Source organism: Methanothermobacter sp. KEPCO-1 (assembly GCF_008033705.1).
GTDB lineage: Archaea > Methanobacteriota > Methanobacteria > Methanobacteriales > Methanothermobacteraceae > Methanothermobacter > Methanothermobacter marburgensis.
In genome coordinates, this window is the sequence record NZ_CP042937.1 from 699,408 (window position 1) to 725,078 (window position 25,671).

Here is a 25,671-nt window from a genome sequence, read left to right on the forward strand (position 1 = left end):
TATAAACCAGTAGAAGGAAAGTTACTTCCGGTGACAGTTAATCTCATGCCACGGAGGCATAACCCATGTCAGATAAGATTGGAAAAATAATAGCTAAAATGGATGAATGCGGAGTAAAATTCGTCCGCCTTCAGTTTGTGGACATACACGGAAAACCAAAAAACATGGCAATACCCCTGGTAAGGCCAGACCAGATAGAGGACATAATAAAGGACGGTCTCCTCTTTGATGGGTCATCAATTGAGGGATTCGTCGACATAAACGAAAGTGACCTGGTCCTCAAACCAGACCCTGACACCTTCTCAACACTCCCCTGGAGGCCAGAGGAAAAGGGTGTCTGCAGATTCATCTGTGACATATACTGGCCAGAGGGAAAACCATTCGAGGGAGACCCAAGGTACGTGCTCAAAAGGACCCTTGACAAATACGCCCACCTGGGCTACGAATACAACGTCGGACCCGAACCCGAATTCTTCATCCTGGACCAGGACGAGGATGGGAACATAATACCCCACGACTGCGGCGCATACTTCGATGTGGAACCAGTGGACCAGGGTACAGACTTCAGGAGAAAACTCGTGATGGACCTGGAGGCCCTCGACTTCGATGTTGAGGTAAGCCACCACGAGGTCGCCCCAGGGCAGCATGAGATAGACTTCAAATTTGACAAGGCACTTAAAACAGCAGACGCCGTCATAACCTTCAAGCAGGCGATAAAGGCTATAGTTGACAAGATGGGTTACATGGTAACCTTCATGCCAAAACCATTCTTCGGTGAAAACGGTAGCGGTATGCACTGCCACCAGTCACTCTTCAAGGACGGTGAAAACGTATTCTACGACCCCAACACCGAGACCCAGTTATCAGAAGAGGCCATGTACTTCATAGGAGGGCTCCTCAAGCATGCCCCGGCACTATCAGCGGTATGTGCACCGACAGTCAACTCCTACAAGAGGCTCGTGCCAGGCTATGAGGCCCCTGTGTACATCGCATACGGCCTCAAAAACAGGTCAACCCTTGTAAGGATCCCTGCATCCCGTGGTAAGGGAACACGTGTGGAACTGAGGATGCCTGACCCCTCATGCAACCCTTACCTTGCATTTGCAGCCATGCTGGAAGCAGGTATGAACGGTATACAGAACAGAATTGACCCCGGCGAACCAACTGAAATCGATGTATTCGAAAAATCCATTCCTGAACTCAGGGAAATGGGAATCGAAACCCTCCCATCAAGTCTCTGGGAGGCATACCATGCCCTTGAGGAGGACGATGTCATCAAGGGAGCCCTCGGGGACCATGTCTATGAGAAGTTCATGGAGATAAAGCACAAGGAATGGGACGACTACCGGGTGAGGGTCTTCAAGTACGAACTTGAAAGATACCTTGACATCTAACCCTCCTTTTTTTATTAAACTTTAAATAACCCCCCTCCCTATTTTTTATATGGTGTTTGCTGATGGCTGAAGAGACCAACCAGAAGATGATGGAGATCCTGAGGATCCTTGCAGAGCACGACGACGTCCTTGGGGCAAAGATAATAGCATCAGAACTTAAAAAGAAGGGCTACGACCTAGGAGAACGTGCTGTCAGATACCACATGCGCATACTTGATGAAAAGGGCCTTACAGAAAGGGTTGGTTACGCCGGAAGAAGGATAACAGAAAAGGGGCTGCAGGAGATAAACCGTGGCCTCGTCTACGACCAAGTGGACTTCATATTCTCAAAGTTTGAGAGTATGATCTACCGTACAAGTTTCAACCCTGATACCCTTGAGGGGAAGGTGGTTGTAAACACATCAAGGATATCCCCTGAATCCATCGAAACCCTGAAATATGTTATGAAAAACGGTTTCTGTTTGAGCCCCCGTGTCAGGCTCGAAGAACACGATGGGGAGTTTGTAATAAGTACCATCTGCGGAACAACGGTTGATGGTCTTCTGCTCATGAATGGAATCCCTGTAATACCCCAGTTTGGGGGGCTTGTGAGGTTCGAGGAGAGCAGGCCCGTGAACTTCAGGGAACTCATAGCATACAAGAAAACATCTATGACCCCCCTGGAGGCATTCACATCCGAGAACATGACCTCAGTTCTGGATGTCATTGAAAACGGAGAGGGGACCGTACCTGCAAATCTCCGTCTCATACCTGGAACCGCAAGGGAGGAGGCCATGAAACTCTTCAGAAAACTTGAGGGAGCCGATATATCAGGCGTCCTCAAGGTGGGCGATCCAGGGGAGGATGTCCTAGGAGTCCCTGTGGCTGATGGAATGGTTGGGGTTGCCATCATAGGAGGAATAACTCCACTCTGCGCAATACAGGAGGCAGGTTACATGGCTGAGATCAAGCTGGCAGAGAACCTCATTGACTTCAGAAACCTGGAACCCCTCGTAAAACCTGAGGGGAGTTTGATGGCATCTGCACCTGAAAGGGGTGTCAGGGTCAGATTCCTGCTTTCAAAGGCCTGGAACCTCATAAACAGGGTTGATTTCAACCACAGGGATTTTTCTGGGAGGATAATTGCAAACATATCCCTGGTTAAAAGAGAGGATCTTGATGAAGCCCTCGAGATCATACGTGACGTCCTGGGGAAGCGCCCCGAATTTTCAACCCTGCCACTTATAGGAATCACGGATGAGGGTGAAATGGCTGGAATTGCAACTGTCTGCAGCCTCACCCTGGACGGGATACTCATAAAGAACGGAATCATGTCCACACCAAAGTATGGGGGCCTCCTTGAGGTTGGAGTTAGGGATCCCCGCTTTGTTGAGCTAACAGCCTACAGCGGCTCATCCCTGGACCCCCATGAGATCTACGTTTCAAAGAATATGACTGCAGTTCTTGAAGCCCTTGATGGTCCGGGCAGGGTACTTGCAAGTCTCCGTGAGGTGCCCTACCTTGCAAGGGATCACACCACAGACCTCATTGAAGATCTATCAGAAGCAGGTTTCAGCATACTGAAAATTGGCAAACCCAGTGAGATAGTCTACAACGCCCGTGTGGAGAAGTACCATGCGGGGATAGTGACCCCTGGAGGCCTGAATCCCCTTGCAGCTGTCCGTGAGGCAGGTATCGATATAAGGATAAAGGCCGTTGAGGGGCTCATGGAACTTAAGGAATTCATGTATGTTGACGAGGTGTAAACCCTATTTCATAGGACTAGAACCCCTGACCCTGGAACTCATCATGACTGGTGTAAAACTTATTTTATAACGATCATAAGACTATATAATCAGAGGCAAAGGTGATTTATTTGAAAAAGGAAAATAGAATAGCAACCTGCGATGAACTCTGCAGGTACATAAGGGAAGAGGTTAAACCAGGGGATACGGTGAGATTATCCCTGGGTCGCGTATACATTCCTGGAAAGGTTGTCACCAACAACGCGGGCGTCATACAGATAAAGATAGACAGTGACCTAATAAAGGGTCTTACAACGATTGACGTTGAGAAGCTGAAGGAATACCTCATCGAACTGGAGCACGAATGTGAGGGTGGGGTATGCGTAATTGAGGCTGTTGATGAATGAGGTGATTGGATGTTGGCTGTGGTAGAGATAGTTTCACTCATAGTGGCTGGATTTATAATTGTGAGTCTGATGGCCCATCTACTCAACAGGAAACCTGCATGAGATCTCCTTTTTAATTTTAGCTCTATCTGTTGAACTCTATTATTCAGTGAGTTCACCCTCAATGACGCTTTTTAATTTTTATTCTGGTCTCATGGTAGGGTGTTCCATGGCCCCTCTCTGTCTTTCCATCCTCGATTACGGTATTTATACACCCGCCCCTTGAGAGCCAGGTGCCCCTGAATGACAGGGCGCATCCAGGATACACCTTATCAGAGGACCTTACAGTTGCACATGTTCTGCCCGCACCTGATTCAAGGGTCACGGTTTCACCATCTTCCAATCCTGTTTTTAATAGGGTCTCTGGATGTATAAAGACCTCCAGTAGCTTCTCTTCATCATATGGTTCTCTGGATCCTATCCACTCAGAGTTCATTACTGTTAAAAGTCTAAGAGATTTTTCATCCGAAATTCCGACCTCTGAGGGGATTTCTGATGGTAAGATGAACCTTCTGCTCTCTGTATAGAATTTGAAATCCTCAAATGGAACCTCTGGAATTCCAGGCACCCGGTATGGTCTTTTTAGAAGATCCTGGATCTCTATTCCATGGTAATCAAGGAGGGGTGCTGCTATAATTTCAAGCCATTCCATTAGGGATCCCTCCAGGTTATCAAGGCCCATGAACTCTGATAGTCTCTTTAAAATCCAGAATTCTGACCGGCATTCCCCTGAGGGCCTGACTGCCGCATTTACCGGAGAGATATAGGGGTGGCCGTAACTGCCCACCAGATCTGTTTCCTCAAGGAAGGTTGTTGCTGGAAGAAATATGTCGGCAGCATATGATGTGTCGTTGAGGAAGTGGTCGACCATGACCACAAGATCCATTTTTCTGAGGGCACTCAGGGTTTTCATTGAATTAGGGCCCAGGTTCACCGGGTTGCCTGCAGTTATGAAGACGCATTTTGCCTCTGGTGAATCCAGATTCTCAAGGTCCCTTCCAAAAAGCGGCATGGATATTTTTCTTCTGTCTTCAAGGCAGACCGATTCATCAAAACCGCCGTATTCATCAAATCCGCTGCTGACGCCCCCTCCCCTGATCCCTATATTGCCTGATATGGCGGCGAGTGCATCTATGAACCTGCAGGTTATGTGGGAGTTGAAGTACCGCTGCAGCCCCCAGCCAATGATTATGCTGCTCGGACCATCCGAATAGGTGAAGGCAAGTTCATACACCATTTTTTCGGGAATCCCTGTGATCCCTGATAGTTCAGAGAGGCTGAAGGCATCAAGGACGTTCAGGTAGACATCGGAGTTCTCTGAATGATTATCCATAAACTTCTGGTCGTGAATTCCCTCCTCCACGATGATCTTTGAAAGTGCAATTGCAAGGTACATATCGGTGCCAGGTTTAATCTGGCAGTGGATATCTGCTCTGGCTGCTGTCTCGGTCCTTAGAGGGTCAACTGTGACGATGGTTTTCCCGTTGCGCTGGGCCCTCCTTATTATCCTCCAGAGGTTAAGGTCGGTAACTGCCGGGTTACGTCCCCAGATGAATATGTTTCTGCTGTTGAGGTGGTCGCGTGGTTCATGGGATACCCTTTTCCCGAAATCCATTTTATGGGCCTCTATAGCTGTACCTCCACAGAGCGTTCCCTCAAGGGTTGTTGCCCCCAGAGAATTGAAAAATCTCCTGTTAAGAAGTCTAAGGGCCGTTCTTGCCCCGAATCCCTGATAGTAGATTATGGATTCCGCGCCGTATTCATCCACACATCTGTTCATCACATCAGCTACTGTTTGAAGAGCCTCATCCCAGGATACGGTCCTCCACTGATTTCCATCCCTCATGAGGGGTTTCAGGATCCTTTTATCTGAGTAGAGCCTCGTCCTGTGGTAGCTGGCTGTTTTTCTGCATAAAAATCCCCTGCTGTGGGGATGTCCTCTGTTTCCACCTATGGACCTGACCACTCCCCCCTCAACTCTGACTGTGAGACCACATGCGCCTGGACAGTCCCTTGTGCAGGTTGTGAAGACTCTCATGGGAGACCCATTATACTCTGCAGGATATGTTCAGTTCCGTGAGTGATTTCAGTATTGCCGCAGCTATTCCATCATCTGATTCAAAGACTATAACACCCCTCCTTTTGGCCTCCTCAAGGGGTTTTTCCCCTATCCTTCTGCATATTACGATTTCACAATCATCAATAAGGTCCAGGACCCGCCTCCATCTATCGTCGTGCTTCTCTATTTTTCCCCCATCCAGCTTTCTTATTTCAGAAAATTTGATTTCATTATCAATCCTCTCAAAAACTATGAAGGCATCTGCATCCGCGAAGTGTCTGTTAACGTATCTGCCGTCATCAGATGCAACAGCTATCCTTATCACATGTATCACCATCAATTTCATATCCATCATCATAGTGGCTCTCAAGTATCAGGTTTGTGAGGGAGTCAACAAAGGATATCCCCCCGCCGTAGCCTGCTATTCTTATTCTCTGGGACCCCACCCTGTCGTAAACCGGGAAACCCATCCTCAGGAGTGGTACTCCAAGTTCCCTGGCGACCCTTGCGCAGTGGGAGTTTCCTATAAGGACATCGACCTCTCTGCCAGCAAGGTTCTCCTTTAAGCCAGATATGTCCACTCCACTTTCTGCCGGGAATTGAAATCCCCATTTTCTCTGAAACTGGCTGATTTTTTCATGGAAGTATCTGCTCCTGGAACCTGTGAAAACATATGGTTGCATTCCCATCTCAAGTACCAGTGATGTTACCGCAACAACATAGGATGGGTCGGCAAATATGGCCACCCTCCTCCCTGAGGTGTACTGATGGGAATCTATCATTGCATCCATCAGTCTACCCCTCTCCCTCCTGATTGAGCGGGAAATATCTGAATGGAAAAGATCCAGGAGGACCCCTAAAAATTTATCCGTCCCTTCAAGGCCTGCAGGGATCGGGAGTTCAATGTTCTTAACCCCGTATTTCTTTTCGAGGAACTCACCTCCACCGTACCCCCCAAGGTTTAGGGTGGCCATGGAGTCACCTGCCGTAGCTATGTCATGAATGGATGTTCCATGACGTGTTATAAAATAGGGGTCGCCATCGAAGGGTTCGTCAAGGGACTCGGAGTTATCGGTTATCATGAGGAAATCCACACCCATTCCCTCAAGGATATTCTTTATCTCTGAGGTGTCTGCAGGGCTCATGATACCATTTATAATGTTTATTCTATCCACAGGTTCAGCATGCTCCATAACAAGTGATCTGAGAATGGATTTAACAGCGGCCTCATATCCATCCACGTGTGAACCCCTGAAACCAGGTGATGAGACAGTTATAATCTCAGATCCCCCACTTTCCCTGTGTTTATCCACTATTCTATCAATGTCATCTCCTATGGTCTCTGAGAGGCAGCCTGAAATTACACCTATAACTTCAGGACTGTACTGTTCTTCAACTGTCTTCAGGGCTCTTAAAAGGTTTTCTTCTCCGCCATATACGACTGTGGCTTCACTCAGAGAACTTGAGGCTATATTTACAGGTTCTCTGAAGTGTCTTGTGAGCTGAAACCTCATATATGTGCTGCAACCCTGTGAACCATGTATGAGTGGCATTGATCCCCTGATACCCAGGAATGCCATGACAGCGCCCAGGGGCTGGCAGATAATTCCAGGGTTTATTATGGTGCTTCTATGCTTCACCGGACATGCCTCCTGGTCCTGATAACCTTTTTTTGCTGGCCAGAGTCCATATGGGACTTTCCAGAGTCCTTTTAACTTCCTCTACAAAATTCAAGAATCCTCCAAACCCTGAGAATGGTTTTATCCTGTCATGGTTAAATTCACAGAAGGGTATTCCAAGCTTATAGGAGAGGTACTTTTCCTTGGCCCCTGAGACAACCAGATCAGGCCTGTATTTCCGCAGGAGTTCTGAAAGTTCAACTGGATTTGCATCATCAAAGAGTATCAGTTCCCTTCCTGACTTCCCCATTATCTTCAGGTAGTCTTCAGGGAGCCCGTTCTGGGTTCCGCTCATTATCACCTCCATTCCAAGGTCCCTGAATGCCCTTATAAGGGACCATGCCTTGTTACCGCCCACGTATATTGCCACCTTTTTTCCCTCAAGGGCTCTTCTGTAGCCTCTGATCATTTCATGTGTTTTTTCTGCCATTGAGCTGATCCGTTCCTCAGCATTGAGATCAAAGAAATCTGAAATCGATAGCAGGGAATCCATGGTCTCTTTTATCCCAAAAAAATTGACATTTATGTAGGGTATCCCGTATTTCCTCTTCATCTCCTCTGCAATGTAACCTGATGATTTGCTGCACTGTACAATGTTAAGCTGCGCTGTGTGGGCTTCTGAGATTTCAGCCACCGTTGAATCGCCGGTTATGGATGAAACCACGTGAATACCCATTTTCTCAAGTAGACCCTTTATCTCCCAGAGGTCCCCTGCAACATTGAACTCTCCCACAAGGTTAACCGAGTTTTCCCTGACTTCAGCATCTCCACGTCCTATTATGTGCCTGAGAATAACATCGCAGGCTAGCTGGTGGCCCAGTGACTTGTTGAAGCTTCTGAATCCCTCAGACTGCACCTGTATTACCCATTTTCCTGTTTTGTTTTCTGCTGTTCTGCATACAGCCGCTATGTCGTCCCCTATGACGCCTGAAACACATGTGGAGTAGACGAATATGGCTGAGGGGGAGTGGATTTCATTTATCTCCAGTATACATTCAAGGAGTTTGTCCTCCCCACCAAACACCACATCCTTTTCCTCAAGGCCGGTTGAGAATCCCATCCTGTAGAGTTCAGACTTTGAGCTTCTGCTTCCCCTGATGTCCCAGGTGCATGCCGCGCATCCCACTGGTCCATGCACAAGGTGGGCTGCATCCGTTATGGGCATGAGAACAACCCTTGCCCCCCCATACACGCAGGACCTCTGGGTTACCATGCCTGGAAGGGATTCACGATTACAGCGGGGCCCTCCCCCGCTGCAGCTCCTTGTGAAGTGTTCTCTTCTGGGGGAGAGCGTGTTTATCACCGCTTCAGGGACCTCCTCAACCTTTAAATCTGCTGTGGTGTCCGCTGAAAAATTCTCTTTACTGCTGCAGTTTCCAGTGCTGTGGTTCATAGTATTCCCTGAGTACCGTGTTTGTTATTCTGTTGAGGAGATTCACAGCCCCCCTGTAACCTGTGATGGGCACCCTCTGATAGCCCACCCTGTCATATACCGGGTAGCCAACCCTCACAAGGGGTATCCCGAGGTCTTGGGCTATGAGTCTACCATCTGAGTTTCCTATCATCAGGTCAACTGGTTCCTCTGAGAGTCTCTCTTCAAGTGCCCTGAGATCTGATTTTACCATGACATTTATCCGTTCATCTGCCTCGGCTGCCACCGTCTTCATCCTGTCAATGAAGAGTTCATTATCTGTGCCGGTGCAGGTGTGGAGTGGTGTTATTCCAAGTTCGCAAAGGAACCTTGATATTCCTGCCACCATGTCCGGGTCCCCGTAGACCGCGGCTGTTCTTCCAAATAGGTACCTTGAACTGAGGTCTGCCATGGAGTCAATCAGTATGCCTCTTTCATCAAGCAGTTCATCGCTCACATCCTTTTCTGAAATCCTGGCTGCCCTGCGGACAAATTCATCTGTATTGCGGACCCCGATTGGCATAGAGTATTCCCCTGGAACCCTGAATCGTTTTTCAAGTGTGTTCAAGGCTTCATCCCCGTACATCGTCAGGCTCAGTGTTCCCATGCTGTTTGATGAGTCCTCTATTTCAGGAACAGCTGTTCCTCCAGGGGGGTAGAATGGCATCTGCTCTGTTTTTGATGGTCTGAGGGGTGAATCAAAGGGGTCTGAGGTATCGGTGAGTATTATGGGAGTTATGTCCATGAGGCCAAGCATGTGCCCTATCTCCCTTATGTCGCCGGGGTTGACTATACCTGGTATTATGTTGAGTTTGTGGTTGCAGTCACCGTCCTCCCTGGCCAGGGTCTCTATGAATGATTTTATGGCGTTTCCATATCCCCTGAAGTGGTTTTCAACGAAGCTGGGTGTTGATATGTGAACCAGTTTTGTCTGGAACCTGTCTCCAAGTTCCTCGCGCAGTTCGGTTTCAGCGACCCTCATGAACCCATCCACGTCATCCCCTATTATTTCACTTGAACAGGTGGTTACAATTCCCACAAGGTCGGGCCTGAATCTCTTCACAAGGTTTTTAACACCGTTTATTATGTTACTTCTACCCCCAAACACAGCTGCGTCCTCATGGAGCGATGTGACGGCTATCTCTGCGGGTTCTCTGAAGTGTCTGTTGAGTCCGTATCTCACAAAGGTGCTGCAGCCCTGGGAGCCGTGAACCAGGGGCAGACCCCTCCTTATACCCAGGGTTGCGAACATTGCACCGAATGGCTGGCAGGTGACGAGGGGGTTTACCACAAGCTCCCTTCCCCTCTCCATCACGTTTATTTCTGGCATCAGTTAACATCCTCCTCGAATTCAAGCAGGTCCCATACAGGATTGTATATTGCCGCGTACATGTCCCTCGCCAGATTAAGGAACCCCTCAAAGCCGATGTATGGCCCGTTTTCATATGAGTGGATGAGTATGCAGGGCACTCCAAGTTTATGGGCCAGGTATTTTTCCTTTATTCCAGACAGGATGATGTCTGGCCTGTATTTCTCGATGATCTCCTCGAGTTCCAGTGAGTTGGGGTCATCCACTATCACTGTACCCTCCCGTACCCTTTTCTTGATCTTCTCGTAGCCGTCTTCGTGTTCGAACATTGTTGAAACTGCAACCACTTCCATTCCAAGTTCATCCTCAAGTGGGCGGGGTAGATGCCAGTTTTTGGGGCCCCCTGAGAAAACCCAGACCCTCTTACCCCTGAGTTTATCTTTGAAATACTGAATTTCTGGACCTATTTTTTTCATTCTATCCTCTATCACCCTCTCTGCCCTCTCGGGTATTCCAAAATATTCCCCTATTGCCATGAGGTTTTTTCTGCAGTATTCTATTCCAAAGAAGTCAACCTTCATGTAGGGAACACCATATCTCTCCTCAAGGAGCTTTGCAATGTAGTTTGCTGATCTCTGACATCTGACCAGACTCAGCTTTGCCCTGTGCATCCACTTTATCTCGTCGTGACAGCAGTCGCCTGTGAATGTGCTCAGGACGTTTATCCCCATCTCCTCAAAGTATTTTTTCAGAACCCAGAGGTCCCCATCGATATTGTACTCCCCTATGAGGTTCACGTCATATTCTGTGGTTCTGGGGGGCTCCGCGGTTCCCACCAGGTCCTCAAATAGTGTGTAGTTGGCAACCTGATGTCCCTTTGACTGTGTTGGACCTGCAAATCCTGGAGCGTTTATTGCAACAACATCCTTACCTATCTCCTCTGAGACCTCCCTTGAAATTGCATCAATATCGTCCCCTATGAGGCCTGTTGTACAGGTTGCGTAGGTGTAAACTGCGTTTGCCTCAGGGAATTCCCTGACCGCCTCCAGGATGCACCTTTTGAGTTTGTCCATACCACCAAAAACCACATCCGACTCACTCAGATCCGTTCCTGTTATGTATTTTAGGTTGAATTTTTCTATGGGGAACATGCTTCCATCGGGCATTTCCTGTGATGTGGGGTACCTCTTTGTACCGTAACCATATGCTGTGCATCCAACCGGTGAGTGGATAACATGAAGCGCATCCTTTATTGCCCCTGTTATCACACCCTTTGCACCTGCAAATGCGCATCCCCTCTCTGTCATGCAGCCAGGGATCGTTGTTGTGTTGCATGCTGGTATGTCTCCCTCAGGATCCCCCTGCTTCTTTACATAGATGTGCTTTTTTCTATCGGGTATTTCAGCATCGACGCCAAACAGTTCAAATGGCATTTTGAATCATCCTTTGATTTATACGGGATAACTAAAGCCCACTCTATCCATCTCAGATACAGGTTAAAGTGCTTCAGTCCCCCTATCACCTGTCCTTATCCTCATTGCATCGTCTACCGGACATACAAAGATCTTCCCGTCTCCAATTTTTCCCGTGTGGTTGACCTTCATTATGGCCTCCACAACCAGTTGCACGTCAGAATCCTCCACGGTTATCTGGATCATCCTCTTGGGAATGTATCTCATTGTTCCCCTCACCTCATCAATTTCAGGAGATGGAGAGGGGATGGTGACCTCATCAATTATGGCCCTCTGCTTGCCCCTCCCGAGGACTCTTGTGGCGTTGAATGACGGGAACCCCAGGGATTCAAGGACATCCCTGGTTTTCTTCATATTCTTTGGTCTTATTATGGCGATTACTTCTTTCATTCAGACACCTAAAGACCTTCCTCTCTTGTTCTGACGGTGTAGGCGTTTTCCACGGGGCTTATGAATATTTTACCATCCCCAATTTTGCCTGTGTATCCGCTTTCACTGATAACCGAGACCACCCTCTCTGCATCAGCATCATCCACGACGATGAGCATCATGGTCTTGGGTATCTCATCATAGTAGATTTCATCGAACCGTATGCCCTTCTGCTTACCCCTCCCTATAACGTCTATCTTTGTGAGGGCCGGGAATCCTGCGTCATCCAGAGCATCAGCCACCTCTTCAGACTTTTCTGGTCTTATTATGGCCCTTATCATCTTCATTTTTAACACCTAGTCCAGAACCCCGTATTTTACAACGAGGTCCTCCATTTCATCCATTGTCATGGGTTCTGGTATTACAAAATCTGTGTTTTCAATTATTTTCCTTGCAAGTTCCCTGTACTCCTGTGACTGGTTGCACTCGGGGTCGAACTCTATGACAGATTTTTTGTTGAATTCTGCCTTCTGTACGATGTTATCCCTTGGCACGAAGTGTATCATCTGTGTCCCTATTCTTTCACAGAATTCTTCAAGGAGTTCCCTTTCGCCATCAACGTTTCTGCTGTTGCATATTATCCCCCCAAGTCTGACGCCACTCTGCCGTGCATATTTCACCATACCCCTGCAGATGTTGTTGGCGGCATAGAGTGCCATCATCTCACCTGATGCCACGATGTATATTTCCTCCGCCTTTCCGTCTCTCACCGGCATTGCAAACCCCCCGCATACCACGTCACCGAGCACATCAAAGAATACAAAGTCCAGGTCGTTTTCATAGACCCCATGCCTCTCCATGAGGGTTATGGCGGTTATAACACCCCTGCCTGCGCATCCGACACCCGGTTCTGGACCTCCTGATTCAACACACCTTATACCTCCAAATCCTGTTTCTATAACCTTGTCTGGTGTGCATGCACCTTCTCCCAGTTCACGCAGGGTGTCCATCATGGTTGTCTGCATTTTACCGCCCAGTATAAGGCGTGTGCTGTCTGCCTTGGGGTCGCATCCATGGATCATCACGTTTTTTCCATGGAAGTAGCTCATTGCCGCTGCAGTGTTCTGCTGTGTTGTGGATTTTCCGATTCCACCCTTACCATATATTGCAATTTTACGTACCATACATCAATCACCATCTCAGTCGGAAGTATGCTTCCTTATTCCGACACTCTATTATTTGAGGGTATCATATTTAAACTTTTCGGCACATGGCTGAAAATTATGCGCTCAGATATCCTTAAACATGAACAGAAACCAGATCAAAAACAGAACCACTGAAATATTTCAATGTGCTTTAAGTACCCATAAAAATCAACAGAAACCAAATCAAAAGTTTTAAAATAAATAGAAATAGGAGGGCCTGATTACTTTGAGGCCCTGTATTCCCTCACCTTTTCAAGGAGTCTCTCCAGGATCTCCCTGTCTGAGAGGAGGTCTGAGTCAACAACCTTCTTCATCCTTATGGGGACACCCTCCATACGGTAGGCTGTACCCTCAGCCTCCATACCCACGATGGCCGGTGGAATTATGATGTCAGCCAGCTCGGTTGTGGGGGTCCTGTGGGGCTCGATTGCAATGACCGGGATCTCAGCCATCCTCTCAAGTGCCCTCTGTGGGAAGTGGGCACCAGGGTCAGAGGCTATGACCATCATCGCATCGGCCTCCCTATTCTGGAGAAGGTCGTTTGCACCGGTCTCCCCTGGGTTGTACCTTGGCTCCCCCTCTGAGAAGTCAACACAGTATGGGTATCCGCTCTCCCAGGTGCAGACCTGGTTGAAACCTGTAACGTTGTAGTGTCCCCTCATGGGTATGAGTGTCCATTTTGCATAGTCATTGAGGTCCTCAACCATCATAATGGCTGTGTCAATGTTCCTGTGTTTACCCCTGCTGTGGGTTATACCCATACCGAAGAAGAGTATACCGAACTGTGCCTTTTTGAGCACCTCAACAGCCTCTTCGATCTGCTCCCTTGGTACACCTGCAACCTCATCGTAGAGTATCTCGTTTCCAAGGAGGTATGCCCTCATTGCATCGAGAAGTTCATAGTCACGGTCAAAGTCCAGCTGGAGGTGTATGTCTGCAAGCTTTGCGCTGTCAGTTTTCCTCGGATCAACGACTATGAGTGTCCTGTCTGATCTTCCCCTTTCCCTGAAGAATCCGCGGGCAAATACGTTCCTTGACATGTGCCTTGGGTGGGCGTGCATGGGGTTGCATCCCCAGTAGACCACCACGTCAGCCCTGTTTTTGACCTCACCGAAGGTACAGATAGGATAACCCACGTCCTGGAGGGCAAGGACTGATGGTCCGTGACAGACTGATGCTGTGTTATCGATTACTGCACCGGCCTCCTCTGCAAGTTCAACTCCAACAGCCTGTGCTTCACACTCTGTACAGCTCCACCCGTACATGAGTGGTCTCTTTGATTCTGCAAGAATCTTTGCAGCCTTGTCTATGGCCTCATCGTAGCTTACCTCGACGAATTCGCCATTCTTCCTTATGAGTGGTTTTTTGTACCTCACTGCACCCTCTGCATGCACGAACTTGCTGTGACCTATCCTGCATGCATTGATGGTTCCGACAATCTCGTTGTCCTCAACCTTACAGATGATATCATCACAGAGGGTTCCGCAGAAGGGGCAGACCACATTTTTCACGTATTCCATGATAATTACCTCCAGTTAGGGTTCTATGTGGCCGTTGCATCCGACAGCCGCATAGACTATACCCTTAGCTCCCTTAATTGCGTGATCTCCTTCAAACTTGTAGAATGCTCCAGGGAAGGTTTCCCCGTTAACCTCTATGTCCTTTTCAACACCAAGGTACTTGAATCCTGGAAGGAATTCCTGTATCATTCCCTTTACGATTATTGTTCCGCCGGCCATTTCACCGCCGACCCTTGCAACGGCGTTGCCCTCGATGATTATGAGACCGTTGTTCATGTGTATGCCAGGCATTATGTTGACGTCGCCCTTGATGATGATCTTACCGCCGTTCATGTACTCTCCGATCTCGTTTCCGGCGTTTCCATGGACTGTTATGACGCCACCACTCATACCTCTCCAGTCACCACGGTAGGATGATCCAACGTAGTCAGCCGCATTTCCAAGGATTTCAAGTTCTCCTCCCCTCATGTCCTGTCCGGCCCATGAGGCTGCGTTGCCTTCAACTGTGATCCTGCCGCCTTTCATACCGGCTCCGACGTACATGTTCACGTTACCCTTCACCAGGATTTCGCCGGCTGTCATCTCCTGGCCTATCCTCTTGGTGTTGTATACGTCGCCGTCGATGATGATCTTGATGTCTGATGCTGCGTCTGCTGGTTCTCCGCTGACCTCGAAGAAGTCTCCCAGTTTAACGACCTCGTTACCATACATTATCTGGATGTTTTTGATCTCGTCTATTGACTTTCCTGCGAATACATCGGGTTTGATGTTGGGTGCCTCCAGTGGCACTTCAGGCTGTTCCTTTGGAGTTAATATTATTTCACTCATAGCATCACCCCTTTAACTGGAGCGGATTTTGGCAGGTACTCGTCCTGCACAGGGTAGTTTGCAAAGTTAACAGAGTAGTACTGTTTGAATTTGCTCTCCACCTTGGCAAGTACCTCGTTGTAGGTTGACTCATCAACCCGGGTGTCAACCCAGTAGGTTCTTCCATGTGGTGAGGCCACTACTTCTCCGTCCTTAACCACTATTTCTCCATCCTTGAGGACGTATGCTGCCCTTGAGAATCCTTCCTCAATTGCCATGTAATCGACTGATGGGTCGACTGTTTCAGGGTTGATGTTGTATACCGCGATGTCTGCATCTGCACCGACTCCAAGGTGCCCCTTGGTTTCGCTGAGACCCAGGACCTTTGCAGATGTTGACCTTGTGATCTGGGCTATCTCTGAGAATGTGTATTCCCTGTCAACTGTTGCTATGGTACTCTTCCTCTGGGCCCACTTGTGGAGTTCTCCCTCGATGAGGTTCATCCTGTACTTGTTGCTCATGAGCCAGGCTATGACCCTTGGGTACCTTGTGAATGGACCGGCGTTTGGACTGTCTGTTGTGAGACAGACCTTTGCTGGGTCGTCGATAAGCAGGAATAACTCCATACCTATTGCCCACTGGACAGCTGGGACAGGTGCCCTTGCTGAGTATATGAATGGGACGACACCTGAACCTGTTTCGAGTTCCACGTCACAGTTTGCCCATTTGAGGCCGTTGAGTGAGTGGAGGTCGTATTCCATTGGGCCGTCGGCTGTCATTGTTGTGGTCTCATCAAGGGTTATCTGACCAACGTCTATGACTATGTGGTCATTTTTGTTGACGTAGTCTGCGATCTTTGGTGCCTCTGATACGAAGTCCCTCCATGTGGTTCCGCCGTAGCTGTGGAACTGGACGTGTGTGGCGTATAAAACTGTATCCCTTTCACCTGTTGCAGGGTTTGCCTTTATGTTCTTTGGCACGTCGAAGGATGCAAGGGTTGTCTCATAGTTTCCAGGGTGTCCCAGGTCGTTACAGTGGAGGTGTATTGAGTGTGGTAGCTGGAGTTTCTCGTTAACCTCTGCGAGTCCCTTTATGATCTCTGCAGGTGTTATGTCAAAGTATGGAGCAGGGTCATGGATTCCATGGACGTTTCCACCCCATCCCCAGGCCTCTGTACCTGCGGGGTTAACTATCTTTATTGTGTAACCCTTTGTTGCCTTGAGGAGCCATGAGGCGTAGGCTGCGCATGCATCCACGTCTCCCTCCTTGAGGTACTCCATCACGAACCAGTTGTTACCGAAGAGTGGGTATGCCGCATGGTCTATTATGGGTGTGTCATGGAACTCCTCATGGGTGTGCCTTGCAAGGAGTGGTGGCATGGCCGCCTCCATTGCGGTGGTGTAACCCATCTGGGCGTACCTGTAACCTGTCATGAAGGTTGATGGTACTGAGAAACCGCTTCCGGCCCTTCCTGCCTTGAACTTTTCAGCGTCCCTTCGGCTGTCTTCTGGCCTGTACATCCTTCCCACGTTGACCTTTGCACCTGCTATGTGGGAGTGTGGGTCGACACCTCCAGGCATCACAATTTTTCCAGATGCATCAATGACCTTTGCGGAGTCACTGACGCTCTCAACTATTTTACCATCCCTGACGCAGATGTCCATCTTCTCTCCATCGACGTTGTTAAGAGGACAGTAAACAAATCCGTTTTTGATTATGTATTCCATTTGAATCCTCCCGCTGAACCAATTAAATCTGACCTACCTTACCGTAGACCTTCATGAGGGTGGGCATGTCAGGAACCTCTTCATCGGTGGGTATGATCTCCACCGGTACATTCTTAAAGCTGGGTGTTGCTGTTGAATCTGTATCTGGTCTTATGACCCTGTTGGCCCATGGGCCCATTGGTATGTAGACCATTCCATCTGGTAGTGGTTCCTTTGCTTCAACAGCCTTGACAACCACATCTCCATATTCTGATATGACCTTGACGTTGTCTCCTTCGTTTATCCCGAGCTGCTTCATCATGTCAGCGTTCATCTGAATTATTGCAGCTGCATCCACGTACATTTTAAGATCCTTACCTGATTCTATGGCCTGTCCCTGCCATATTGTCCTTCCTGTGTTGAGTATGACCATCATTCTAACTCCTCCAGTCTTATTGCGTCCACAGGGCAGCTTTCAACACATGTGCCGCATTTTCCGCAAAGGTCAGGGTTTTTTATGTTTACAACCCCGTCCTCCACTATCATGATGATCTCAACATCATCTGTTGGGCCCTTTCCACCGGCAACTTCCGGGCTTCTGAGGGCGTTCACGGGACATGCGATCACACAGTTTCCGCATCCATGGCAGAGTTCAGGGTATGCCTTAAGTCCAATTGCCATCTGATTACCTCCATTTATTTGAGTAGTGATTCAAAGGCGTTCTTCCATGCCTTTGATTTGATTGGAGTTGTATTTATTCTGCTCCTCTTAACCTCTATGGCGTTCACAGGGCATGATCTCTCACATGCTCCGCAGTATATGCAGAATCTTTCGTCCTTGTAGAGCTTGGTTGGTTTTTCACCGGATTTCTCTGGTTTCGGGAATGAGAGAACGTTGCATGGGCATGCCATCACGCAGGTCTCACATGCCTGACAGGTATCCTGGTCGATTATCAGTTCTCCCTCGAATGGCTTAGTCACTGTTGCAGCATCAACAGGGCAGATCTCCTGGCACCAGCCGCAGTTCACACAGAGCTCAGGGTCGATGTAGGAGGTTCCTGTAACCTCAGGGACCTTTATCTCGTATTCGCCGTATGGGCAGATCCTGCAGACCTGCATTATGGCGTCAACAGGGCAGATCCTCTTACATATTCCGCAGTGAACACATTTGTCCTCGTCCACGTTGATGTCGGTTGCAACGGTTGGGCTTGATGAACTTGGTATCTGGTGTTCTATCTCTATGGCATCAACCGGGCACATTTCCTCGCACATGCCACAGTATATACAGGTGTCCTTGTCTATTTCGATTTCACCTGTGATGAGGTCCTTCCTTTCTGGAAGTTCCCTTGTTATGGTTATGGCGTCCTGTGGACATGCTGTTTCACATGCCTTGCACTGTATGCATGTTTCATCATCAATTTCGGCTGATTTAAGGATTTTAGGGTATTCTGCAAGTTCTTTTATGGATGTTCCATCGATCTGAAGGTCAAGAGCCTGGAATGGGCAGATTGAACTGCACATACCGCAGAGGACACATTTGTTCTCATCGATAAGTATCTTTGACTCGTCCTGTTCTGTTCTGACCATTGCACCTGTTGGGTTAACCTCGATTGCACTGACCGGGCATATCTCGCCACACAGTCCACACACAGCGCAGAGGCAATCCTGGAAGATCAACTTTCTGTTTTCTTCGCCGGTCCGCTCCACGGTAATATTCTTACCTTCAATTACTTCGGTCGTTTCCATCAATTTCTACCTCCTTTATTTCTATAGAATCAGTTGGACACATATCCACACAGATGAGACACCCGCAGCACCATTCGGAATCCACATGTGCCTTGAGGTCTCGGAGGGTTATGGCCTTCATGAGGCATGTGTCCACACATAGCCCGCACCCAATACATGAGTTCCTGACGTTTCCCTTGAATTCCCTCTGCTGGCATGTCTTCACTATCGTCCTTGTCATCTCTGTGTTCTGTGTAAGGGAGTGGGTGAGAAGAAGGAAATCCCTTGGACACATCTCTGTTATTACCCTTGCAATCTCTATTGACCTCCATGAGAGGTTTCTCCCGTTGAGGTAGTGAGAAACAGTTGATCTGTTTATCTTCAGAGCTTTGGCTATCTCTCTCTGTGAATGGCCCTGTTTTGTTAGGTTTACGGCTGCTATGTATTTGAGTCCAGAAACTATATGTTTCGGCATAGGGTCACCATGTGTGTTAATCACACATTTAACCACTATGTATATAATAATTTTCTACAAAAAACAAATAGAAAAATATATATATATTGGTGTGTTGTTAGCACACGTCCCTGGTCAGCCAGCAATAGATAATAATATAAATGAGTGTTTTGGTGGCACACATCTTATCTTAGCTGGACGCGACACACCCTGACCGGTGTGAACTTGAGTCCAGGCATCCCTGAAAAGGGGTCCCTGTCTCCGCCTGTGAGGACATTTGCAGGGGCATCTGCAAAGTGGAATGTCATGAATACCACGCCCTCCATCACCTCATCTGTAACCCCTGCCCTCACCCTGAGGGAGCCCCTCTCTGATGTGACCTCAACAGTATCCCCCTCCCTTATACCCATAGAGGAGGCGTCAGCGGGGTTCATGAGAAGCTCCTCATGGTCTGAGAATGATTCCAGTTCCTCCACCCTTGCAGTCATGGACCTTGTGTGGTACTGGTAGAGGTTTCGCCCTGTCACAAGGACCAGGGGATACTCCTCCGGGACCCCCCTGAACTGGTAATCAGGCAGCAGGAACGATGCCCTTCCTGTGGGTGTTGGGAATTCTTCAGAGTGAAGATATCCTGTTCCAGCGTCCTCCTCTGATGTGCAGGGCCACTGTATCCCTCCAGATTTCAGCCTTTCATGGGAGATGCCAGCATATGAGGGTACAAGTTCCCTTATCTCATCGAATATTCTGGACGCTGATTCATAATCAAAGTCCTCCCTTCCCATCCGCCCTGCAATCATGGAGATTATCTGCCAGTCAGGGAGAGCATCCCCCGGGGCATCCAGCGCCTTTCTCAGAAGCTGAACCCTTCTCTCGGTGTTGGTGAATGTCCCGTCCTTCTCTGCAAAGGATGCCGCGGGCAGAACCACATCGGCAAGTTCGGCTGTCTCTGTGAGGAATATATCCTGGACCACAAGGAATTCAAGGCCCTCAAGGGCCTCCCGGGTCCTTTCAATGTCAGGTTCGCTCAGAAGTGGGTTCTCACCCATTATGTACATGCACCTTATTTTTCCGTCCCTTGCGGCATCAAACATCTCAGGAAGTGTCAACCCTGCCGGGGGGATAGGTGAACCCCATTTCTCAGAGAATTTCCCTGCAGCCTCACCAATGCCCTGATACCCCGGGAGGAGGTCGGGAAGCGCCCCCATATCACAGGCCCCCTGAACGTTGTTCTGACCCCTCAGCGGGTTGATGCCGGCTGATTTTATACCGATGTTACCTGTAAGAAGCGCCAGGTTGCTGAGTGCAAGCACATTGCCAGTCCCATTAACGTGCTGGGTGATGCCCATTGAATATATTATGGATGCCGGGGAATTGGATGCGTACATTATTGCGGCTCTCCTTATGTCCTTAACGTTAACCCCGGTTATCCTCTCCACCTCATCAAGATCCAGGGCCATGACAGCGTCTCTGAAGTCCTCAAATTTCTCTGTGCGGGAATCTATGAATTCGCTGTCGTGGAGGCCCTCCTCCAGTATGAAGCGGCACATTGCCATTAAAAGTGGGATGTCAGACCCCGGTCTGTTCTGGAGATGGATATCTGCAAGTTCTGATAACCGGGTTTTCCTTGGATCCACCACAACCAGCCTTGCACCTGACCTCAGGGCCCTGATTACCCTGTAGGAGGTTACAGGGTGTGTCTCTGTTGGGTTGGTTCCCACTGCCAGTATACACCCGGCAGCCCCCAGTTCAGATATGGAGTTGGTCATTGCACCGCTGCCCAGGCTCATTCTGAGACCGGCAAGTGATGGGGCATGGCATAGCCTTGCGCAGTGGTCAATGTTCCCTGACCCCATAACGGCCCTTGTGAACTTCTGCAGCAGATAGTTCTCCTCATTGGTGCACTTGGCAGAGGCCACAGCCGCAAACTCTTCCCCAGTGTATTCAGAGAGCCTTTCGGCCACAACTGAGATGGCCTCATCCCATTCTACCTCTACAAACTCCCCATCAACCTTTATCAGGGGTTTTTTAAGTCTTTCGGGACTGTTTACAAATTTAAGGGCGAACCTCCCCTTCACGCATAGCCTTCCCTGGTTAACAGGGCTATCAGGGACACCCCTTGAACTCACAACCCGGTTCCCCCTCACCCCAAGGTATATCTCGCAGCCGGCGCCGCAGTAGGGGCATACAGTCCTCACCTCGGTGGAGGGCCTCTCAGTCCTGGGTAGGAGGGCGCCCACCGGGCATGCCTCGACGCATTCACCGCATGAGACGCAGCTTGAATCAAGTATATCCCTGTCCATGAAGGTGGCTATCCTTGTGTCATGGCCCCTGTATGCAAAATCAACCGCCTCTGCACCCACCCCCCTGCAGACACGGACACATATGCCGCAGAGGATGCACTTATCGTGGTTCCTCAGGAAAAACGGGTTGGATTCATCCACATCAATCCCTGAAAGCTCAGGCCTCAGCCTCTCAAGGTCCCCATCAGATACGTTGAGGTACGATGAAAGCTCCTGGAGTCTGCAGTCACCTGATGCGGGGCATGCAAGACAATCCCTGCTGTGGTCAGCTATTATCAGAGATAGAGTGGTTCTTCTGATCCTGTTTATCCTTTCAGACTCTGATATGAACTCAGAACCATCCTCTGCAGGTGTTTCACATGCCGTGACCAGACGCCCCTCGTTGTTCTCAACCAGACAGAGCCTGCAGCCCCCAAATGGTTCAATACCCTCCCTGAAACAGAGGTTCGGTATATAGATGCCGTTTGCAAGGGCTGCCTCGAGAACCGTCATCCCCCGGGCTGCCTCAACTTCCATTCCATCGATCCTGAATTTTACAGTCCCCTTCATGTTATCTTCAGCTAATTTTTTTATAGTGAAATTTATCCCCACATAAAATAAAGTTTATGAAGAGGTGAAAGTATGAGGATAGTAGAGATAACAGGCACCAAGGACACCGGCAAAACCGCCCTGGTTGAGAAAATCGTCAGGAAACTCGTGGATGCGGGTTACCGGGTCGCGACCCTCAAGCACACCCATGGGGGATTTGATTTTCCAGGCAAGGACACTGACAGGCACCGGAAGGCCGGTGCAGAGATAGTTGCAGGAACTGGAAGGGAAACCTTCTTCCTTATCGAGAGGGGGATGGACCTCCCTGAGGTTGTGGGTGTCCTTGAGATGCTGGACGACATCGACTTCCTTGTGGTTGAGGGCTTCAAGTCAATGGAGTATGCCAACATATCAACATCCACACCGGGAGAATTCACCCTGAAGGTTGTTGATCCATTCAAAATCGATGAAGTGGATGACCTGATTGAGCTCATAGAAAGAAGAAGCTACGGTCTCCTTCAGGACCTCAACTGCGGTAAGTGCGGCTTTGAATCATGCAGAGAGTTTGCAAAGGCAAAGGTTCAGGGCGAGGCAGATGGTACAGACTGTAAGAGCCAGCCTGATAGGGTTCTCCTCAGGATAAATGGAAAACCCATCCCCCTGAACCCCTTCGTCCAGAACTTCATAGCAGGTACTGTTCTCGGCATGGTGGATGCCCTTGATACAGAAAGCCTTAAACATCAAAAGGTTGATCTCATCATAAAAAGACCAGAGTAATATCGAGGTAGAGAATGCAGGTCCATGATAACCACAGAAGACCGCTGGTATCACTGAGAATATCTGTAACGGGGCGCTGCAATGTCAGCTGTATCTACTGTCACCGGGACGGAATCGTGCGTTCAGAGGAGGAGATGAGCCCAGAGGATATAGAGAACATATGCAGGGTGGCCTCTGACCTTGGTGTGAAGAAAATAAGGCTTTCAGGTGGCGAGCCCCTCATAAGGGAAGATATTGTGGAGATAGTTGAGAGGATAGACAGTATCGGATTCAGGGATATCTCCATAACAACCAACGGGACCCTCCTTGAGGACCTCAGCGTCCCCCTGAGGGATGCCGGGCTTGACCGGGTCAATGTCAGCTTCGACACCCTCAAACCTGAAACCTACCGGTTCATAACCAGGAAGGACTACCTTGAGAGGGTTAAGGCGGGAATAGAAGGTGCCGTTATGGCCGGCCTCGACCCTGTCAAGATAAACATGGTGATACTGAGGGGTGTCAATCACCATGAGATATGGGACATGTTCGAGTTCTGCCGTCAGCAGGGCGCGGTGCTGCAGATAATAGAACTACTGAAAACCGACAGCTGCCCTGATAATGGGGTGGAGAGGTACCACTGCGACATAACCCCCATTGAGGCTGAACTGGCAGAGATGGCTGACCGTATAATGACAAGGAAGTTCATGCAGGACCGCAAGAAGTACTTCATCGGGGACGGGGAGGTGGAGGTTGTGAGGCCCATGGACAACACGAGGTTCTGTGCAAACTGTACAAGGCTGAGGGTAACCCCTGATGGGAAGCTTAAGCCATGCCTCCTCCGGAATGACAACCTGGTTGACACCAAGGAAGCCCTCAGCTCCGGTGACCTTGAGGGTCTCCGTGAACTCTTTCTTGAGGCCATCAGAAGAAGGTCCCCCTACTATCAGTCCTGATTGGCCGGGGAGTATGGTCCTGGAACCCTCAGAACAGCATCTCTCTTACATGTGTCGAGGCAGGACCCACACTTGAGGCAACTTTCCTGATCTATAACATGCACCTCATCCTTTGAACCCTCAATGGCGTCTGCAGGACATGTCTTCAGGCATGCCATGCATCCATCACATTTTTCCGCTTCTATGAGGTAGTGCATGAGCTGGCTGCATGATGCTGCGGTGCATTTTCCGTTTATGTGATCCCGGTATTCCCTTTCAAAGTACCTGAGTGTGGTTAGAACAGGGTTGGGGGATGTCTGGCCAAGGCCACAGAGGGAGGCTGCCCTGACGGTTTCTGCGATGTCCCTCAGAATCTCCAGGTCCTCCTCTCTTCCTGAACCCTCAACTATATCATTGAGTATCATGAGCATCTGCCTTGTACCCACACGGCACGGGACACACTTTCCGCATGATTCCCGCTGAGTGAACTCAAGGAAGTACCTTGCAAGTTCAACCATGCATGTATGGTCAGATAAAACCACGAGGCCCCCTGAACCCATTATTGCGCCGGCAGATGTCAGTGAATCATAGTCTATGCCCGTGTCAACAAGTTCGGCCGGGAGGCATCCGCCTGATGGTCCCCCTATCTGGACGGCCTTGAGCTCACCGTCCCTTACACCCCCACCAATGTCGTGGATGACCTCCCTCAGGCTTGTGCCCAGGGGGACCTCTATGAGCCCGGTTCTCCTCACATCTCCCACAAGGGAGAAGGTCTTGGTCCCGGGACTCCCCTCCGTTCCCGGGGTGTTGAAGTACTCTGGACCATGCTGCATTATCATTGAGACAGCTGCAAGTGTCTCCACATTGTTTATAACAGTTGGCTTCCCCCAAAGGCCGCTTGTTGTTGGGAATGGTGGTCTGGTACGGGGCATCCCCCTTTTACCCTCAATGGATGCTATGAGGGCTGTCTCCTCTCCACATACAAATGCCCCTGCCCCCTCCTTTATCCTTATATCAAGGCTGAAGCCCGAGTCAAGGATGTCCTCCCCTAGGAGTCCGAGATCCCGGAGGTCAGATATTGCGGTTCTGAGTCTTTCAAGGGCAAGGGGGTACTCTGCCCTGCAGTAGATGTAGGCCTCCTCTGCACCCACAGCATATGATGCTATGAGTATCCCCTCCAGGAGGGAGTGGGGGTCCCCCTCTATGAGTGAACGGTTCATGAAGGCACCCGGGTCGCCCTCGTCGGCGTTGCATACCAGGTACTTCACATCGGATTCCTCCTGGCGGCAGAGGCTCCACTTGAGCCAGGTGGGGAATCCTGCCCCCCCACGGCCCCTGAGTCCGGAATCCTTAACCTCTTCAATGATATCCTCAGGTTTCATCTCCAGTGCCCTGAGGAGCCCCCGGTATCCTCCTGTCGCCAGGTAATGATTGATGTTCTCAGGGTCTATGAGACCGCCTCTTCTGAGTATCCTCCTTGACTGTTTCTCCATGAAGTCAATGCTGTAGGAGGGTTCAAATGAGTCACCATTGAAGGCCACATTAAGAGAGCCAATGGCTGAGAATTCTTCACCATCAGCGAGCTCCTGAATTATCCTCTTTGCAAGTCTCCTGTTCACTGGTCCATAGATGGCGCCACGGGTATCACCGTTGAATACGGTAACCATGGGTTCGGCGTAGCAGAGGCCCATGCATCCAGTGTGTACAATGCTGCATTCAACTGAGAGCTCAGAAGCCCTCTCAAGCAATACCCTCTCTATTTCATGAGCCCCCGCGGATCTTCCACAGGTTGCTGAACCCAGGAATATCACCGGTTCGTCCCTGAAGAGGGACATGTATTCATCCAGTGCCCTTCCTGCAGTATCTTCAAACATTT

At 49.4% G+C, this 25,671-nt stretch carries 23 protein-coding genes; 5 read left to right on the forward strand and 18 right to left on the reverse strand.

What is annotated here, in order from left to right:
* The first annotated feature begins 65 nt into the window (after positions 1-65).
* The 3 genes from glnA to FVF72_RS03775 all read left to right on the forward strand — a co-directional run bounded on the left by glnA (position 66) and on the right by FVF72_RS03775 (position 3,525).
* Positions 66-1,394, forward strand: a complete 1,329-nt coding sequence (gene glnA, locus FVF72_RS03765; protein ID WP_013294994.1) for a type I glutamate--ammonia ligase — start codon at positions 66-68, stop codon at positions 1,392-1,394.
* 62 nt (positions 1,395-1,456) lie between these two features.
* On the forward strand, positions 1,457-3,139 hold the full coding sequence (locus FVF72_RS03770) for a DUF128 domain-containing protein (protein ID WP_013294993.1): 1,683 nt from the start codon (positions 1,457-1,459) through the stop codon (positions 3,137-3,139).
* A 101-nt stretch (positions 3,140-3,240) separates the two neighbouring features.
* The gene (locus FVF72_RS03775; RefSeq protein ID WP_238523376.1) at positions 3,241-3,525 is read left to right on the forward strand and encodes a DUF2097 domain-containing protein; all 285 of its coding nucleotides are present in this window, start codon (positions 3,241-3,243) and stop codon (positions 3,523-3,525) included.
* Positions 3,526-3,685: 160 nt separating this feature from the next.
* Here FVF72_RS03775 and FVF72_RS03780 read toward each other — a convergent pair whose 3' ends face one another.
* The 17 genes from FVF72_RS03780 to fdhF form a co-directional block, all read right to left on the reverse strand.
* Complete coding sequence (locus FVF72_RS03780) at positions 3,686-5,602, reverse strand: molybdopterin-dependent oxidoreductase (protein WP_147671248.1); 1,917 nt, start codon at positions 5,600-5,602, stop codon at positions 3,686-3,688.
* Between the two features lie 10 nt (positions 5,603-5,612).
* A complete protein-coding gene (locus tag FVF72_RS03785; RefSeq protein WP_048901158.1) occupies positions 5,613-5,948 on the reverse strand; it encodes a NifB/NifX family molybdenum-iron cluster-binding protein in 336 nt (111 codons plus the stop codon).
* Positions 5,923-7,263 carry a nitrogenase component 1 gene (locus FVF72_RS03790; RefSeq protein ID WP_013294989.1) on the reverse strand — a complete coding sequence of 447 codons (1,341 nt, stop codon included), beginning with the start codon at positions 7,261-7,263 and terminating at the stop codon, positions 5,923-5,925. The genes FVF72_RS03785 and FVF72_RS03790 overlap by 26 nt, the downstream gene beginning before the upstream one ends.
* Complete coding sequence (gene nifE / locus FVF72_RS03795; protein WP_147671249.1) at positions 7,253-8,695, reverse strand: nitrogenase iron-molybdenum cofactor biosynthesis protein NifE; 1,443 nt, start codon at positions 8,693-8,695, stop codon at positions 7,253-7,255. The genes FVF72_RS03790 and nifE overlap by 11 nt, the downstream gene beginning before the upstream one ends.
* Entirely contained in the window at positions 8,664-10,043 is a 1,380-nt protein-coding gene (locus tag FVF72_RS03800) for a nitrogenase component 1 (RefSeq protein WP_147671250.1), read from the reverse strand. Before FVF72_RS03800 ends, nifE begins: the two co-directional genes overlap by 32 nt.
* Positions 10,043-11,455: a nitrogenase subunit alpha gene (locus tag FVF72_RS03805; RefSeq protein WP_013294986.1), complete on the reverse strand. Its 1,413-nt coding sequence runs from the start codon at positions 11,453-11,455 to the stop codon at positions 10,043-10,045. Before FVF72_RS03805 ends, FVF72_RS03800 begins: the two co-directional genes overlap by 1 nt.
* Positions 11,456-11,518: 63 nt before the next feature.
* Complete coding sequence (locus tag FVF72_RS03810) at positions 11,519-11,884, reverse strand: P-II family nitrogen regulator (RefSeq protein WP_147671251.1); 366 nt, start codon at positions 11,882-11,884, stop codon at positions 11,519-11,521.
* A gap of 8 nt (positions 11,885-11,892) precedes the next feature.
* Positions 11,893-12,210 (reverse strand): P-II family nitrogen regulator, encoded by a 318-nt coding sequence (locus FVF72_RS03815; RefSeq protein WP_147671252.1) that lies wholly within the window; start codon positions 12,208-12,210, stop codon positions 11,893-11,895.
* Positions 12,211-12,219: 9 nt separating this feature from the next.
* Positions 12,220-13,047 carry a nitrogenase iron protein gene (gene nifH, locus FVF72_RS03820; RefSeq protein WP_013294983.1) on the reverse strand — a complete coding sequence of 276 codons (828 nt, stop codon included), beginning with the start codon at positions 13,045-13,047 and terminating at the stop codon, positions 12,220-12,222.
* Positions 13,048-13,289: 242 nt separating this feature from the next.
* Positions 13,290-14,591: a formylmethanofuran dehydrogenase subunit B gene (locus FVF72_RS03825; RefSeq protein WP_255503812.1), complete on the reverse strand. Its 1,302-nt coding sequence runs from the start codon at positions 14,589-14,591 to the stop codon at positions 13,290-13,292.
* A 12-nt stretch (positions 14,592-14,603) separates the two neighbouring features.
* Positions 14,604-15,416 carry a tungsten-dependent formylmethanofuran dehydrogenase subunit FwdC gene (fwdC, locus tag FVF72_RS03830; RefSeq protein ID WP_013294981.1) on the reverse strand — a complete coding sequence of 271 codons (813 nt, stop codon included), beginning with the start codon at positions 15,414-15,416 and terminating at the stop codon, positions 14,604-14,606.
* Entirely contained in the window at positions 15,413-17,122 is a 1,710-nt protein-coding gene (fwdA, locus tag FVF72_RS03835) for a tungsten-dependent formylmethanofuran dehydrogenase subunit FwdA (protein WP_013294980.1), read from the reverse strand. Before fwdA ends, fwdC begins: the two co-directional genes overlap by 4 nt.
* A gap of 22 nt (positions 17,123-17,144) precedes the next feature.
* Positions 17,145-17,537 carry a tungsten-dependent formylmethanofuran dehydrogenase subunit FwdD gene (gene fwdD / locus FVF72_RS03840; protein WP_013294979.1) on the reverse strand — a complete coding sequence of 131 codons (393 nt, stop codon included), beginning with the start codon at positions 17,535-17,537 and terminating at the stop codon, positions 17,145-17,147.
* Positions 17,534-17,782, reverse strand: coding sequence for a 4Fe-4S binding protein (locus FVF72_RS03845; RefSeq protein ID WP_010877164.1), 249 nt, complete (start codon positions 17,780-17,782; stop codon positions 17,534-17,536). The genes fwdD and FVF72_RS03845 overlap by 4 nt, the downstream gene beginning before the upstream one ends.
* A gap of 14 nt (positions 17,783-17,796) precedes the next feature.
* Complete coding sequence (gene fwdF / locus FVF72_RS03850; protein WP_013294978.1) at positions 17,797-18,846, reverse strand: tungsten-dependent formylmethanofuran dehydrogenase subunit FwdF; 1,050 nt, start codon at positions 18,844-18,846, stop codon at positions 17,797-17,799.
* Positions 18,824-19,300 (reverse strand): helix-turn-helix transcriptional regulator, encoded by a 477-nt coding sequence (locus FVF72_RS03855; RefSeq protein WP_147671253.1) that lies wholly within the window; start codon positions 19,298-19,300, stop codon positions 18,824-18,826. The genes fwdF and FVF72_RS03855 overlap by 23 nt, the downstream gene beginning before the upstream one ends.
* A gap of 164 nt (positions 19,301-19,464) precedes the next feature.
* Positions 19,465-22,128, reverse strand: a complete 2,664-nt coding sequence (gene fdhF, locus FVF72_RS03860; protein WP_147671254.1) for a formate dehydrogenase subunit alpha — start codon at positions 22,126-22,128, stop codon at positions 19,465-19,467.
* Between the two features lie 72 nt (positions 22,129-22,200).
* Here fdhF and mobB point away from each other — a divergent pair, with 72 nt between their 5' ends.
* Both mobB and moaA read left to right on the forward strand, forming a co-directional pair.
* Complete coding sequence (gene mobB, locus FVF72_RS03865) at positions 22,201-22,884, forward strand: molybdopterin-guanine dinucleotide biosynthesis protein B (protein WP_147671255.1); 684 nt, start codon at positions 22,201-22,203, stop codon at positions 22,882-22,884.
* A gap of 14 nt (positions 22,885-22,898) precedes the next feature.
* A complete protein-coding gene (gene moaA / locus FVF72_RS03870) occupies positions 22,899-23,816 on the forward strand; it encodes a GTP 3',8-cyclase MoaA (RefSeq protein ID WP_147671256.1) in 918 nt (305 codons plus the stop codon).
* On the opposite strand, the gene FVF72_RS03875 is transcribed toward moaA, so the two are convergent.
* Complete coding sequence (locus FVF72_RS03875) at positions 23,807-25,669, reverse strand: NADH-quinone oxidoreductase subunit NuoF (RefSeq protein WP_013294973.1); 1,863 nt, start codon at positions 25,667-25,669, stop codon at positions 23,807-23,809. The genes moaA and FVF72_RS03875 overlap by 10 nt on opposite strands.
* Between the last annotated feature and the right edge of the window lie 2 nt (positions 25,670-25,671).

What these genes read in the sequence shown, in the direction of transcription:
- FVF72_RS03780 (WP_147671248.1), bottom strand. Translation starts at nt 5,602, where the DNA reads ATGAGAGTCTTCACAACCTGCACAAGGGACTGTCCAGGCGCATGTGGT.
- nifE (WP_147671249.1), bottom strand. Translation starts at nt 8,695, where the DNA reads ATGAACCACAGCACTGGAAACTGCAGCAGTAAAGAGAATTTTTCAGCG.
- FVF72_RS03800 (WP_147671250.1), bottom strand. Translation starts at nt 10,043, where the DNA reads ATGCCAGAAATAAACGTGATGGAGAGGGGAAGGGAGCTTGTGGTAAAC.
- FVF72_RS03770 (WP_013294993.1), top strand. Translation starts at nt 1,457, where the DNA reads ATGGCTGAAGAGACCAACCAGAAGATGATGGAGATCCTGAGGATCCTT.
- FVF72_RS03810 (WP_147671251.1), bottom strand. Translation starts at nt 11,884, where the DNA reads ATGAAAGAAGTAATCGCCATAATAAGACCAAAGAATATGAAGAAAACC.
- moaA (WP_147671256.1), top strand. Translation starts at nt 22,899, where the DNA reads ATGCAGGTCCATGATAACCACAGAAGACCGCTGGTATCACTGAGAATA.
- glnA (WP_013294994.1), top strand. Translation starts at nt 66, where the DNA reads ATGTCAGATAAGATTGGAAAAATAATAGCTAAAATGGATGAATGCGGA.
- mobB (WP_147671255.1), top strand. Translation starts at nt 22,201, where the DNA reads ATGAGGATAGTAGAGATAACAGGCACCAAGGACACCGGCAAAACCGCC.
- fwdD (WP_013294979.1), bottom strand. Translation starts at nt 17,537, where the DNA reads ATGATGGTCATACTCAACACAGGAAGGACAATATGGCAGGGACAGGCC.
- FVF72_RS03875 (WP_013294973.1), bottom strand. Translation starts at nt 25,669, where the DNA reads ATGTTTGAAGATACTGCAGGAAGGGCACTGGATGAATACATGTCCCTC.
- FVF72_RS03855 (WP_147671253.1), bottom strand. Translation starts at nt 19,300, where the DNA reads ATGCCGAAACATATAGTTTCTGGACTCAAATACATAGCAGCCGTAAAC.
- FVF72_RS03845 (WP_010877164.1), bottom strand. Translation starts at nt 17,782, where the DNA reads ATGGCAATTGGACTTAAGGCATACCCTGAACTCTGCCATGGATGCGGA.
- FVF72_RS03815 (WP_147671252.1), bottom strand. Translation starts at nt 12,210, where the DNA reads ATGAAGATGATAAGGGCCATAATAAGACCAGAAAAGTCTGAAGAGGTG.
- fwdF (WP_013294978.1), bottom strand. Translation starts at nt 18,846, where the DNA reads ATGGAAACGACCGAAGTAATTGAAGGTAAGAATATTACCGTGGAGCGG.
- FVF72_RS03805 (WP_013294986.1), bottom strand. Translation starts at nt 11,455, where the DNA reads ATGCCATTTGAACTGTTTGGCGTCGATGCTGAAATACCCGATAGAAAA.
- fwdA (WP_013294980.1), bottom strand. Translation starts at nt 17,122, where the DNA reads ATGGAATACATAATCAAAAACGGATTTGTTTACTGTCCTCTTAACAAC.
- fwdC (WP_013294981.1), bottom strand. Translation starts at nt 15,416, where the DNA reads ATGAGTGAAATAATATTAACTCCAAAGGAACAGCCTGAAGTGCCACTG.
- nifH (WP_013294983.1), bottom strand. Translation starts at nt 13,047, where the DNA reads ATGGTACGTAAAATTGCAATATATGGTAAGGGTGGAATCGGAAAATCC.
- fdhF (WP_147671254.1), bottom strand. Translation starts at nt 22,128, where the DNA reads ATGAAGGGGACTGTAAAATTCAGGATCGATGGAATGGAAGTTGAGGCA.